This is a genomic window from Chromohalobacter nigrandesensis (genome assembly GCF_023061285.1).
GTDB classification, from domain to species: Bacteria; Pseudomonadota; Gammaproteobacteria; order Pseudomonadales; family Halomonadaceae; genus Chromohalobacter; species Chromohalobacter nigrandesensis.
Genome location: NZ_JAKGAM010000001.1, coordinates 471,710 through 483,972 on the forward strand (window position 1 = coordinate 471,710; position 12,263 = coordinate 483,972).

A 12,263-nucleotide genomic window follows, 5' to 3' on the forward strand; every position below is an offset into this window, starting at 1 on the left:
TCAGCTACGAATCCCCTTGCCACGCTCGAGCATCCACAGACCCACCATGAAGAACACCACGATGAATACGGCGATGGCCACCAGCGCCCCGCCGACCGGAATGTCCGAGACGCCGAGAATGCCGTAACGGAAGGCGTTCACCATGTACAGGATGGGATTGATCATCGACACGCCTTGCCAGAAATTCGGCAGCATATGGATCGAATAGAACACCCCGCCCAGATACGTCAGCGGCGTCAGCACGAAGATCGGCACGATCGAGATGTCATCGAACTTGTGCGCTACCAGCGCGTTGATGAAACCGCCGATGGAGAACAGCAACGCCGTCATGATCACGACCCCGATGGTCACTAAGGGATGATGAATCGAGAGGTCGGTGAAGAACATCGACACCACGGTGACGATCAAGCCCACCGCCAGGCCGCGCGACGCCCCACCGACCACGAAACCGCCGAGGATCACCCAGTTGGGCATCGGCGAGACCATCATCTCCTCGACGCTGCGCTGAAACTTGTTGGAGAAGAAGCTCGAGGCCACGTTGGAATAGCTGTTGGTGATCACTGCCATCATGATCAGCCCGGGGACGATGTAATCGATATAGGGGATATCGTCCATGGGCCCGATGCGCGAACCGATCAGATTGCCGAAAATAATGAAGTACATGGTCATGGTGATCGACGGCGGCAGCAGCGTCTGCGGCCAGATACGCATGTAGCGGCGCACTTCCTTGGTCACCAGCGTCCACAGGGCGATCCAGGTCTGCCAGGCATTCATGAGCGCACCTCCACCTTGTCGGTGGATCGGCCGCTTTCGGCGTTGGCGTGTTCGACCATCGACACGAACATCTCCTCCAGACGGTTGGCACGGTTGCGCATCGAGACGATTTCGAAGCCCTGCGCGGAAAGCTGCGCGAAGGCGTCGTTGAGCCGCTGCCCGCGTTCGACGGAAAGCGCCAGTTGCGTGGCGTCTACACGTTCCACACTGAAGCCTTCAAGCGTCGGCGCAGTCTCGACCGGATGCGCCAGATCGAGCAGGAAGGTCTCGGTATTGAGCTGGGCCAGCAGGTCACGCACGCTGGTGTTCTGAACGATATCGCCGTGATTGATGATGGCGATGTTACGACACAGGCTCTCGGCCTCTTCCAGATAATGCGTGGTGAGGATGATGGTGGTGCCTTCACGATTGATGCGCTTCATGAATTCCCACATGCTGCGGCGCAGCTCGATATCCACCCCGGCGGTGGGCTCATCGAGAATCAAAAGCCGTGGGCGATGAATCAACGCGCGCGCGATCATCAGGCGGCGCTTCATGCCCCCCGAGAGCATCCGGGCACTGCCCTTGCGCTTGTCCCACAGACCGAGATCGCGCAGCAACTGCTCGGCGCGGGGCTTGGCCTCGCGCATCGGCATGCCGTAGTAGCCGGCTTGGGTCAGGACGATATCCTCGACCTTCTCGAACTGGTTGAAGTTGAATTCCTGCGGCACCACGCCGAGGTGATACTTGGCCTTGGCGAAGTCACGGTCGATATCGATACCGAATACGCTTACGCTGCCACCGGTCTTCTGCACCAGGGACGAGACGACCCCTAGGGTGGTGGATTTGCCCGCGCCGTTAGGGCCGAGCAACGCAAAAAAGTCGCCTTCGGCGACGTCGAGATCGATGCCCTTGAGGGCCTGGAAGCCATTACCGTAGACCTTGGTCAGCCCGCGGATGGACAGTGCTGGTTCTGCCATCTGGCGCACCCAATTCTTGATATTCGAAAGAAACCTTGCAAAGACAGCTGACAATGCGGGCAAATCGAGAAAAATCAATGTCTCGAATGGTGCACTGCGCGGCAAGGCAAACACTGAGCATGCGAAGTGGCGTCCCATAGGGGGTTCGAACCCCTGTTACTGCCGTGAAAGGGCAGTGTCCTAGGCCACTAGACGAATGGGACGTATCAATACAGGTAGGGGTGTTGTTGGAGCGGGAAAGGAGATTCGACTGGGCTGGCACACCAGCTCCCGACCCTCACTTACCGTTTTGCTACTACCAAAAGTTGGAGCGGGAAAGGAGATCGACCGGGCTGGCGTTCCAGCTCCCGACCCATGCTGCCTATCCAATACTACCAAAATTTGGAGCGGGAAAGGAGATTCGAACTCCCGACCCTCGCCTTGGCAAGGCGATGCTCTACCGCTGAGCTATTCCCGCATCACGAACAATACTGCTACTGCAACCACAAACTGGAAGTGGCGTCCCATAGGGGGTTTGAACCCCTGTTACTGCCGTGAAAGGGCAGTGTCCTAGACCGCTAGACGAATGGGACGCATTTTGGAGCGTGACAGGCAATGCTGCCTATCCAATACTACCAAAATTTGGAGCGGGAAAGGAGATTCGAACTCCCGACCCTCGCCTTGGCAAGGCGATGCTCTACCGCTGAGCTATTCCCGCATTTCCAGCCACACGAGGTGAGTTGGCGTCCCATAGGGGGTTCGAACCCCTGTTACTGCCGTGAAAGGGCAGTGTCCTAGGCCACTAGACGAATGGGACGTGTCATCACTCGCCTCGTCGAGGTGCGGCGTATATTACTGGGCACCCCCGCGGGTGTCAACCCTCTGTCACGACACCCTTTTCTCATGGTCACTTTGTCCCCATATTGTCAATTAAGTAGCGCCCGGCCCATCACGTCCTTAGAGCGATTCAAGGGCCTTGGCATGGCGCATCACGGCATCCGCAACGCAGGAGGCGACAATGAGCGAGAAAGTACATAAAAGCGAGCACGAGTGGCAGCAGCAGTTAACGCCCGAGCAGTATCGCGTGACGCGCGAGAAAGGCACCGAACGCCCTTTCACCGGCGATCACCAGGTGTCCGGCGAACAAGGCATCTACCACTGCATCTGTTGCGGCGCCCCACTCTTCGAGAACGAGCATAAGTTCGATTCCGGATGCGGCTGGCCGAGCTTCGATCGTCCTCTTGCGGATGCCGCCGTCGAGGAGCACCTAGATACGTCCCACGGCATGCGCCGCGTCGAAGTTACATGCCGGCGCTGCGACTCGCACCTGGGGCATGTCTTCCCCGACGGCCCGCAGGAGACCACCGGGCAGCGCTATTGCATCAACTCGGTATCGCTCGACTTCCACCCCGGCGAATGATTCATCTGAAGAATCATTCAACCAAGCGTCGTTCATCTGGAGAATGATTCGTCACGGTCGCCGCTCTGCTACCATAGGCGGCCGTTTGTTCGAGCTGGAGTAAAGACGATGCTGGGTTGGTATCCCGGACACATGCACAAGGCCCGCCGTCAGATAACGGAGGCGCTGCCGGAAATCGACGTGGTACTCGAAGTCCTCGATGCCCGCCTGCCCTACTCCAGCGCCAATCCCATGCTGGCCGAGTTGACCGAGCACAAGCCGGTGCTCAAGGTACTCTCGCGCGCCGATCTCGCCGACCCCGAGCAGACCGAGCGCTGGGTGGAACACTTCAACGCTCAGACTGACATCCGCGCGCTGGCGGTCACTACCACCCAGTCGCGTGAGTTGAAGCGCATCCCCGCGCTGTGCCACGAGCTGGCCGGACAGGTGCGCGCCGACCGCGACGTGCGTGTGATGGTGATGGGCATTCCCAATGTCGGCAAATCGACGCTGATCAACGGCCTGGCCGGCAAGAAGCTCGCCAAGACCGGCAACGAGCCGGCGGTCACCAAGCGTCAGCAGAAGATACGCCTTGATGGTCGCGTTGCGCTGATCGACACCCCCGGTGTGCTCTGGCCGAAGATCGAGGATCAGGCCAGCGCCTATCGCCTGGCGGCGAGCGGCGCGATCCGCGATACCGCGATGGAATACAGCGATGTTGCCATCGTCGCCGCCGCCGAGCTGGCCAAGCGCTATCCGGAGGCCCTCAAGGCGCGTTACAAGCTAAAAACGTTGCCTGCCTACACCCCCAATCCGGAAGCCAGCAGCGTCGAGGCCGATGGACCGCCGCACCGTGATCTGCTGGCACTGGCCGGTTTCGATGGCCAAGCCATCGTCGAAGCCATCGCCGGCAAGCGGGGTGGCCTGCGTGCCGGCGGTGTCGTCGACATGCACCGCGGCGCCGAAGTGCTCCTGCACGAACTGCGCGACGGCAAGCTGGGGCGCCTGACGCTGGAGACGCCGGACGACATCCCTGCGCCCGAGGAAAACGATCCCTCACTGGACGAGTCCCCCTCCACGGCCTGAACAGCCAGGCTTTTACCCTTCTACTTCAAGCGCCTATTCCGGTGCGGGCCATTTGCGTGGCCCGCGCGCCACGGTATGCTAGGAAGCGGCGCGGCAGCCCGCCCCGAACGGTACGGAAACACCGCCTCCACCCCATCGGCTGCGCAGCAAACGGAAGTCCCATGGATACCGACACGCCCATTCGGAAATCGCACAAGCTGGATAACGTCTGTTACGACATTCGCGGCCCGGTACTCGACCACGCCAAGCGGCTCGAAGACGAAGGTCAGCGCATTCTCAAGCTCAACATCGGCAATCCCGCATCCTTCGGCTTCGAAGCCCCCGAAGAGATTCTTCAGGATGTGATGCGCAACTTGCCGACAGCCCAGGGCTACTGCGATTCCAAGGGGCTCTATTCGGCGCGCAAGGCGATCATGCAGGAATGCCAGCGCAAGAGCATTCCCGACGTCAGCGTCGAGGATGTCTTCGTCGGCAACGGCGTCTCCGAGTTGATCGCCATGGCCATGCAGGCGCTGCTCGACGACGGCGACGAGGTGTTGATTCCCGCCCCCGACTATCCCTTGTGGACGGCATCGGCCAACCTTTCCGGCGGGCGACCGGTGCATTACCTTTGCGATGAACAAGCCGACTGGGCGCCGGATCTGAACGATGTGCGCGACAAGATCACCGCGCGCACCAAGGCCATCGTCATCATCAATCCCAACAACCCTACCGGCGCGGTCTATCCGCCGGAAGTGGTCAAGGAACTGCTGGCGATCGCCCGGCGCCACGGCCTGGTGGTGTTCTCCGACGAGATCTACGACAAGATCCTCTACGACGACGCCGAGCATGTCTCCACCGGCGCGCTGGCCGACGACGACCAGCTCGTGGTAACGCTCAACGGGCTGTCCAAGAGCTATCGCTGCGCCGGGTTTCGCAGCGGCTGGATGATTCTCTCCGGGAATCGCGGCAAGCAGCGCGCCGACGACTTTATCCAGGGGCTCAACATGCTGGCCTCGATGCGCCTGTGCGCTAATGTACCCGCCCAGCACGCCATTCAGACAGCGCTCGGTGGCTATCAGTCGATCAATGACCTGGTGTTACCTGGTGGGCGCCTGCTCGCCCAACGCGACATCACCTATGACAAGCTCAACGCCATTCCCGGCGTCAGTTGCGTCAAGCCCAAGGGAGCGCTGTACGCCTTTCCGCGTCTCGACCCCGAAGTCTTCAACATTCAGGACGACCAGAAACTGGTGCTCGATTTGCTCTTGCAGGAGAAGATCTTGCTGGTCCAGGGCACGGCCTTCAACTGGCCGACGCCCGATCATGTGCGCATCGTCACCCTGCCCTGGGCCGACCAGCTCGACGATGCCCTAGAGCGCTTCGCCAACTTCTTGTCACGTTACCGCCAATAACACGCTATCGCCAATGAGCCGGCACGTCGCCCGAGCCGTACCCGGCTCGGGCGGCAATCATCGCACTTTCAACGATTATCGACATTTGTCTTGAAACCCAAGGCCAGACGCCGTATCTAATGGCCAACAAGAATCGACATGACCATTGCTGTCTCACTGATTGAGGGAACCCAACGATGATGCGAATCCTGCTGTTTCTGGCAACCAACCTGGCCGTGGTGATCGTGGCCAGTATCACCCTGCGAATACTCGGGGTGGAGCCCTACCTCAACGCCAACGGGCTCAACATGAACAGCCTGTTGATCTTCTGTTTCGTGTTCGGCATGGCAGGGTCGCTGATCTCGCTGTTCATCTCCAAGTGGATGGCGAAGATGAGCACCAAGGCCAAGGTGATCAAACAGCCCAGCAACGCGACCGAGCAGTGGCTACTCGACACCGTCGGCGAGCTGTCCCGCGATGCGGGCATCAAGATGCCCGAGGTGGCGATCTTTCCCGCGCAGCAATCCAACGCGTTCGCCACAGGCTGGAACAAGAACGATGCCCTGGTCGCGGTATCCGCCGGTCTGCTCGAGCGCATGCGTCCCGAGGAAATCCGCGCGGTACTAGCGCACGAGATCGGCCACGTTGCCAATGGCGACATGGTCACGCTGGCGCTCATTCAGGGCGTGCTCAACACCTTCGTGATGTTCTTCGCGCGCATCGTCGCGCAACTGGTGGATAGCTTCCTGCGCCGTGACGATGATGGCGGCGGCCTGGGCTTTTTCGGCTATATGGCGGTGGTCATCGTCGCCGAGATCGTCTTCGGCCTGGTGGCCTCGGTCGTCGTCGCCTGGTTCTCGCGCTTCCGCGAATACCGTGCCGACGCCGCCGGTGCCAAGCTCGCCGGTAGCGGGGCGATGATCAACGCCCTGGGGCGTCTCAAGGCCGAAACGCAGATGAAGGACCAGATGCCGGATACGCTGACGGCCTTTGCCATCACCTCCGGCCAGACCCGCAAGATCATGGAGCGCCTGTTTTCCAGCCACCCGCCGCTGGACGATCGCATTCGCGCCCTCAAGGAAAGCGCCTACCGCGAATAATTGCGGCACGCGACGGCGCAACGCAAAACACCCACCGGCCCTGAATCCATCACAGGTCGGTGGGTGTTTTTATATCGGCGCGGGTTAAGGCGCCAAGCTACTTTTTAGAAACCAAGCTACTTTTTAGAAACCAAGCTACTTGTTGGAAAGCTTGACCTTGAAACCGAAGCCTTCGAGAGCATCGCGCAAGCCGCCCTTGTTCTGCTTGAGCTCGACACGCAGGGTGGAAAACTCACGGCGCAGCGGATACTCGGCGCGGTAGGCGTCAAAACCTGCCGCCATGCCCATGCGCCGTCGATAGCGATCGAACGCCAGCATATCGCGGCGCACGTCGTAGCAGGCCCGCGTGCATAGCGATAGTGCTTCCAGCGGCGGCGACCAGGGCGTGAGAACGATCTTGCGCAGCCACGGGTCCGGCTTGAGCTGGCCGAGCTTCTTGCGCGCCGGCAAGCCAAAATGGCGCATCGCCGCCTGGTAGACCAGCTCGGTGCCACGCATCTTGCCGTCGATGCTGTGCCCGGCAATATGCGGCGTGGCGATATCGATGAGATCGTAGAGGCCGTGATCGATGCCCGGCTCGTTCTCCCACACATCGAGCACCACGCGTAGATCATTGACGCGTTCGAGACGCTCGCGCAGCGCCTGGTTGTCGAGACAAGCACCACGCCCGGCGTTGATCAGCACGGTGCCCGGTGCCAGGGCCTCGATACGCGCTGCATCCAGCAAATGCCGCGTCGGGTGTTCCCCGTCTTTCACCAGCGGGGTATGCAAGCAGACGATATCGGCACGCTCAAGCAGGCTATCCAGCGCCAGGAAGTCCTCGCGGCCTTCCGCCTCGGCACGTGGCGGATCGCTGATCAGGCACGTCACGTCGAGATCGTCCAGGCGCTCCGCCAAACGGCTGCCCACGTTGCCGGCCCCGACGATGCCGATGGTCTTGCCGGCTAGATGAAAGCCGTCTTCCTCGGCCAGCAACAGCAGGCTCGAGAGTACGTAGTCGACCACCGAATCGGCGTTGCAGCCCGGCGCATTGGCGAAGCCGATGCCCGCTTCCTGCAGGTAGTCGAGGTCGACATGGTCGGTACCGATGGTACAGGTGCCCACGAAGCGTACGCGGGAGCCATCGAGCAGCGCCGCGTTCACCGGCGTGATCGAACGCACGACCAACAGGTCCTGATCGCGGACCGCCGCCGCATCGATGTCGCGCCCAGGCAAGCGGGTGATATCGCCCAGCTCACCGAAGAATTCGTCGGCCAGAGGAATGTTTTCATCGACCAGGATGCGCATGACCTTCTCTTTTCTCCCTTGTTCACGTCCGACGGCCGGTTACAATACGCGCGGGGCGCACTTGCCCGCCCACGGCCACGCCGGGGACGGCACTTGCCGGGGATTCGATACCCGCCGGGAATGTCGATAGTAGGCCCGCGAAAGACACGTCACAAGCCCATTGCCAACCACAACGGCGCCACCAGGAGTTCTCGTGATCGTCCGCTGGGAAAGTGAACACGACTACGTTCTCGTGCATGTCCACCAGGATATGTTCGGTGACTGGATATTCAGCCGCGCCTGGGGTCAGATCGGCACCCAGTTCGGCGGCCTCAAGCATCAACTGGCCGACAGCTATGCGCAGGCCATGACATGGCTCGAGGATGTCGCGCATATCCAATCTTCACGCGGCTTCGCCAAGGTCTTCGAGGCCAGCGATGACACCAGCCCCGAGGCCCAGGCAGCGGTGCGCCAACTGTCGCTGCTCGACGGCCTCTGACCCCGCGCCCGCACGCACCATGCGCGGCCGCGGCCCTCAGCGGTGACGGATCAGAAAGCAATGGTGCAAATCCGGGCGCCGCGCGAAGTCCGGATCGAACGTCCGCGCCGAGATGTCTTCCACCGCGAAACGCTCGCCGATGGCGGCATCGAGCGTGAAGCGTCGCTGATTGTTGGAGAATACCAACGTACCGTCCGCTGAAAGGCGTGCCATCGCCAGTTCGATGAGCCGTGCGTGATCGCGCTGCACGTCGAGCACGTCATCCATCTTCTTGGAATTGGAGAACGTCGGCGGGTCCATGAAGATCAGGTCGAACTCGCTACCTGCGGTTTCCAGCCACCGCAGGCAGTCGTCACGGATCACCCGATGCCGGCTGGGATCGAGGCGGTTGAGCGCGAAATTATCGCGCGCCCAGGTCAGGTAGGTATTGGAAAGATCGACGCTGACACTGTCGCTCGCCCCGCCCAATGCCGCCTGAACCGTGGCCGTTCCCGTATAGCAGAACAAATTGAGAAAGCGCTTGCCATCGGCCATGTCACGCAGCATCCGGCGTACGGGACGATGATCCAGAAACAAGCCGGTATCCAGGTAGTCGCGCAGATTGACCCACAACCGCGCCGGCCCTTCGCTGACCTCGAAACGCTCGCCGCTGGCTCCCTGCTTGGCGTACTGCGCCTTGCCCGATTGCCGCGCGCGCTGCTTGTAATGCACATCCTCCGGACGCACGCCGAGCACCTGGGGAATGACCTCCAGCGCATCGAACAAACGACGCTGTGCCTGGCGCGGGTCTACCGAGCGCGGTGGCGCGTATTCCTGCACGTGTACATGCTCGCCGTACACATCCACCGCCAGGGCGTATTCCGGCATATCCGCATCGTAGAGCCGATAGCAACTCTCGCCGGATTGTTTGAGCCACTTCTTCAGTCGCTTGCGGTTCTTCTCCAGCCGGTTGGCAAACATCTGCGCGCCTTCATTGCGCGGGGCGCGATCCGGCGCCTCCTGAGCGCCCTGTTCACCTGCCGAATCGCTCTTGGTCGAGCCCCGGGAATCGGCGCCGCGCGCGGCGCTCTCCGCGACGACCGGGATCAGCAGCAACTTGCAATCCAGCGGCCCGTTCTTGAATGCATACTGCTTGGTGGCCCGCAGCCCGGTGCGGTGGCCCAAGTCGGGGTTGCCGGTGAACAGCGCCAGTTGCCAGCCCTCGAACTCGGCGCGAAGACGTTCACCGAGAGCGGTGTAGATGGGCACCACCTCGGGCAGCTCGCCCAGACGCTCGCCATACGGCGGATTGGTGATGACCAGCCCCGGCCCGTCGATGCCTTCCGGGCGCGTGAGCTGCGCGACCTCGGCGCCTTGCAGCTCGATCAAGGCGGGAATCCCCGCGCGCATGGCGTTGGCCTTGGCGGCCGCGATGGCCGGCGGGCTCTGGTCGCGACCGAACAGCGTTGATTTCACGCGGCGACGCCCCACGCTAGCACGGGCGTCTGCCTCGCGCTTGAGCTCCTGCCATACGCCGTGATCGTGACCCGCCCAGGCCTGGAAGGCGAAATGAGGCCTGGCCAGTTGGGGGGCGATGTCCGCCGCCATCAATGCCGCCTCGATGAGCAGTGTGCCCGCTCCGCACATGGGATCGAGCAAGGGTTCGCCACGCCGTGCCCGCGCCGGCCAGTCGGCACGTATCAGCAAGGCGGCAGCGAGGTTCTCCTTGAGCGGCGCGTGGCCAGCATCGAGGCGATAGCCCCGCTGATGCAGACTACCGCCGACCAGGTCGAGCCCTAGCAGCAAGCGGCCACGATGCAGGTGCGCGTAAATACGCATATCGGGGTTTTTGAGCTCGATCGTCGGGCGCTCGTGACCGGCCGCCTGCAGCGAATCGACGATGCCATCCTTGACGCTCTGAGCCCCGAAGCGCGTATGACGGATATGCTCGGATTGGCCGTGGAAATCCACGGCCAGGCTATTTCCGGTACGCAGGTGCGCGCGCCAATCGACCCGGCGGGCGGCCTCGACCAGCGCCTCGGGACGCTCGATATCCTGCTCGCGCAGAAGACACAGCACCACGCGATTCGCCAGACGCGACCACAGGCAGATGCGATAGGTCATCGCGACATCGGCCTGAACGTGGACACCCGCCACGGTGGTGCCAGTCACCTCCGCGCCGAAGCCCGCGAGTTCGTCGGCCAGCAAGCCCTCGAGACCACGGGGGGAGGTGACGTAGAGCGTCAAGGATGGAGGTTGTACATCGGTCATAAAGTCGTCATCCCGGCGCCATGCACCGGTCATATTCCTGTGGTTTACATGGAACGTTTGGCTTATGCCAAATCGCTGGTCGACAAATTCGCGTCAAAGCACTAAACATTAAAACTAGTAGCTACTGAAAACGCATGCGTTTCGTGTCCGGACGTTCCGGTTCATGGCGGTGATGGTATCCCATTGTCGGCATGTACTGTCAGATCTCAACAATCGGTTCTTGACAAGAGGCTATCCGATGAAACGACAGAAACGTGATCGCTTTCAGCGTGCATATGTCCACGGATATAAAGCTGGCATGATAGGGCGCTCTCGCGATGACTGCCCCAGCCAGGACATCAACCTCCGTGAATACTGGATGAGCGGTTGGCGTGAAGGTCGCGGGGATCAATGGGCCGGCATGACGGGGATTTCCGGCATCCATCGCAACCCCTTGGTACTGTGATGAAAGAACCCTTCTTGGCACCTGGATCGACACCCCATTGACAGGTCCCTGACAAGGCCCGCATCGCGGGCCTTTTTATTTCAAAACACACTACTTATGTCAAAGCACGTTACTTATATAAAAGCACACTACGCCAGCGCCCCAGCGCATTCGCCTACCAGTGCCGGTCCGCGATAGATGAAGCCGGTATACAGCTGCACGAGATCGGCCCCCGCCTCGCACTTGGTACGCGCCGCATGTCCGCTATCGATACCGCCGACGCCAATGATCGGCAGCGTCGGTAGATGACGGCGCAACTCGTGAATCACCCGATTGGAAGGCTCGAACACCGGGAGTCCGGAAAGCCCGCCCTGCTCCTCGGCATGCTCGAGCCCCGCCACTGCCTCACGCGACACCGTGGTATTGGTGGCGATGACCGCATCGACAGCGTTGGCCGTCAACGCCTGTGAAACGAGTGCGACTTCGTCGTCACTCATGTCGGGCGCGATCTTCACAGCCAGAGGCACGCGCCGGCCATTGGCATCGTCGAGGCGGTGCTTTTCAGCAACCAGCGCGCCCAGCAACGCCTCCAGATGCTCGCCGAACTGTAGGTTGCGAAGCCCCGGCGTATTAGGCGACGACAGATTCACCGTCACGTAATGCGCATGCGCATGTACCTTGCGCAGACACGTCAGATAATCGTCTACCGCGTTCTCGACCGGTGTGGTCAGGTTCTTGCCGATATTGATGCCGATCACGCCGGCGTAACGACTCATGCGAACATTGGCGACCAGCGCGTCGACACCGGCATTATTGAACCCCATACGATTGATGATCGCCCCCTTCGACGGCAGCCTGAACAGGCGCGGCCTGGGATTGCCCGGCTGCGGCTTGGGCGTCACCGTGCCCACTTCGACAAAGCCGAAGCCCAGTGCTCCAAGCGCATCGAGATGCTCGGCATTCTTGTCGAGCCCCGCCGCCAGCCCCACGCGATTGGGGAATGTCAGCCCCATCAGCGTGACCGGCGCCTCGACATGCTTGCCCACCCACCTGTCCAATCCCAGGCGATGGCCGGCATCGAGTGACGTCAGTGCAACGCCGTGGGCGGTTTCGGGGTCGAGTCGGAAAAGTAGCGAACGGGCCAGGAGGTACAT

At 61.4% G+C, this 12,263-nt stretch carries 11 protein-coding genes and 5 tRNA genes; 6 read left to right on the top strand and 10 right to left on the bottom strand.

From position 1 onward, the window contains the following. The 7 genes from L1073_RS02215 to L1073_RS02245 form a co-directional block, all read right to left on the bottom strand. Positions 1 to 774, bottom strand: a complete 774-nt coding sequence (locus L1073_RS02215) for an ABC transporter permease (protein WP_246896615.1) — start codon at positions 772 to 774, stop codon at positions 1 to 3. After that, the gene (locus L1073_RS02220) at positions 771 to 1,733 is read right to left on the bottom strand and encodes an ABC transporter ATP-binding protein (protein WP_246896616.1); all 963 of its coding nucleotides are present in this window, start codon (positions 1,731 to 1,733) and stop codon (positions 771 to 773) included. The genes L1073_RS02215 and L1073_RS02220 overlap by 4 nt, the downstream gene beginning before the upstream one ends. A 127-nt stretch (positions 1,734 to 1,860) precedes the next feature. Next, positions 1,861 to 1,936, bottom strand: a tRNA-Glu gene (locus tag L1073_RS02225). A 179-nt stretch (positions 1,937 to 2,115) separates the two neighbouring features. Then, positions 2,116 to 2,190 (bottom strand) — tRNA-Gly (locus L1073_RS02230). A gap of 39 nt (positions 2,191 to 2,229) precedes the next feature. Further along, a tRNA-Glu gene (locus L1073_RS02235) sits at positions 2,230 to 2,305 on the bottom strand. A 50-nt stretch (positions 2,306 to 2,355) separates the two neighbouring features. Next, a tRNA-Gly gene (locus tag L1073_RS02240) sits at positions 2,356 to 2,430 on the bottom strand. 23 nt (positions 2,431 to 2,453) lie between these two features. Further along, positions 2,454 to 2,529 (bottom strand) — tRNA-Glu (locus tag L1073_RS02245). 201 nt (positions 2,530 to 2,730) lie between these two features. Here L1073_RS02245 and msrB point away from each other — a divergent pair. The 4 genes from msrB (at position 2,731) to htpX (ending at position 6,670) form a co-directional block, all read left to right on the top strand. Continuing rightward, the gene (gene msrB, locus L1073_RS02250; RefSeq protein WP_246896617.1) at positions 2,731 to 3,132 is read left to right on the top strand and encodes a peptide-methionine (R)-S-oxide reductase MsrB; all 402 of its coding nucleotides are present in this window, start codon (positions 2,731 to 2,733) and stop codon (positions 3,130 to 3,132) included. Between the two features lie 108 nt (positions 3,133 to 3,240). Continuing rightward, on the top strand, positions 3,241 to 4,197 hold the full coding sequence (gene ylqF, locus L1073_RS02255; RefSeq protein WP_246896618.1) for a ribosome biogenesis GTPase YlqF: 957 nt from the start codon (positions 3,241 to 3,243) through the stop codon (positions 4,195 to 4,197). Positions 4,198 to 4,358: 161 nt separating this feature from the next. Further along, complete coding sequence (locus L1073_RS02260) at positions 4,359 to 5,591, top strand: pyridoxal phosphate-dependent aminotransferase (protein WP_246896619.1); 1,233 nt, start codon at positions 4,359 to 4,361, stop codon at positions 5,589 to 5,591. Between the two features lie 176 nt (positions 5,592 to 5,767). Further along, the gene (gene htpX, locus L1073_RS02265) at positions 5,768 to 6,670 is read left to right on the top strand and encodes a protease HtpX (RefSeq protein WP_246896620.1); all 903 of its coding nucleotides are present in this window, start codon (positions 5,768 to 5,770) and stop codon (positions 6,668 to 6,670) included. Positions 6,671 to 6,805: 135 nt separating this feature from the next. Here the strand turns inward: htpX and pdxB are convergent, their stop codons facing one another. Continuing rightward, entirely contained in the window at positions 6,806 to 7,957 is a 1,152-nt protein-coding gene (gene pdxB, locus L1073_RS02270) for a 4-phosphoerythronate dehydrogenase PdxB (protein ID WP_246896621.1), read from the bottom strand. 193 nt (positions 7,958 to 8,150) lie between these two features. Between pdxB and L1073_RS02275 the strand changes: the two genes are divergently transcribed. Then, positions 8,151 to 8,435: a hypothetical protein gene (locus L1073_RS02275; RefSeq protein ID WP_246896622.1), complete on the top strand. Its 285-nt coding sequence runs from the start codon at positions 8,151 to 8,153 to the stop codon at positions 8,433 to 8,435. A gap of 36 nt (positions 8,436 to 8,471) precedes the next feature. On the opposite strand, the gene rlmKL is transcribed toward L1073_RS02275, so the two are convergent. Continuing rightward, positions 8,472 to 10,685 (bottom strand): bifunctional 23S rRNA (guanine(2069)-N(7))-methyltransferase RlmK/23S rRNA (guanine(2445)-N(2))-methyltransferase RlmL, encoded by a 2,214-nt coding sequence (gene rlmKL, locus L1073_RS02280; protein ID WP_246896623.1) that lies wholly within the window; start codon positions 10,683 to 10,685, stop codon positions 8,472 to 8,474. 238 nt (positions 10,686 to 10,923) lie between these two features. Here rlmKL and rmf point away from each other — a divergent pair, with 238 nt between their 5' ends. Continuing rightward, positions 10,924 to 11,130 carry a ribosome modulation factor gene (gene rmf, locus L1073_RS02285; RefSeq protein WP_246896624.1) on the top strand — a complete coding sequence of 69 codons (207 nt, stop codon included), beginning with the start codon at positions 10,924 to 10,926 and terminating at the stop codon, positions 11,128 to 11,130. Positions 11,131 to 11,258: 128 nt separating this feature from the next. Here the strand turns inward: rmf and L1073_RS02290 are convergent, their stop codons facing one another. After that, the gene (locus L1073_RS02290; protein WP_246896625.1) at positions 11,259 to 12,263 is read right to left on the bottom strand and encodes a quinone-dependent dihydroorotate dehydrogenase; all 1,005 of its coding nucleotides are present in this window, start codon (positions 12,261 to 12,263) and stop codon (positions 11,259 to 11,261) included.

What these genes read in the sequence shown, in the direction of transcription:
- L1073_RS02215 (WP_246896615.1), bottom strand. Translation starts at nt 774, where the DNA reads ATGAATGCCTGGCAGACCTGGATCGCCCTGTGGACGCTGGTGACCAAG.
- L1073_RS02220 (WP_246896616.1), bottom strand. Translation starts at nt 1,733, where the DNA reads ATGGCAGAACCAGCACTGTCCATCCGCGGGCTGACCAAGGTCTACGGT.
- msrB (WP_246896617.1), top strand. Translation starts at nt 2,731, where the DNA reads ATGAGCGAGAAAGTACATAAAAGCGAGCACGAGTGGCAGCAGCAGTTA.
- ylqF (WP_246896618.1), top strand. Translation starts at nt 3,241, where the DNA reads ATGCTGGGTTGGTATCCCGGACACATGCACAAGGCCCGCCGTCAGATA.
- L1073_RS02260 (WP_246896619.1), top strand. Translation starts at nt 4,359, where the DNA reads ATGGATACCGACACGCCCATTCGGAAATCGCACAAGCTGGATAACGTC.
- htpX (WP_246896620.1), top strand. Translation starts at nt 5,768, where the DNA reads ATGATGCGAATCCTGCTGTTTCTGGCAACCAACCTGGCCGTGGTGATC.
- pdxB (WP_246896621.1), bottom strand. Translation starts at nt 7,957, where the DNA reads ATGCGCATCCTGGTCGATGAAAACATTCCTCTGGCCGACGAATTCTTC.
- rlmKL (WP_246896623.1), bottom strand. Translation starts at nt 10,685, where the DNA reads ATGACCGATGTACAACCTCCATCCTTGACGCTCTACGTCACCTCCCCC.
- rmf (WP_246896624.1), top strand. Translation starts at nt 10,924, where the DNA reads ATGAAACGACAGAAACGTGATCGCTTTCAGCGTGCATATGTCCACGGA.
- L1073_RS02290 (WP_246896625.1), bottom strand. Translation starts at nt 12,263, where the DNA reads ATGTACCTCCTGGCCCGTTCGCTACTTTTCCGACTCGACCCCGAAACC.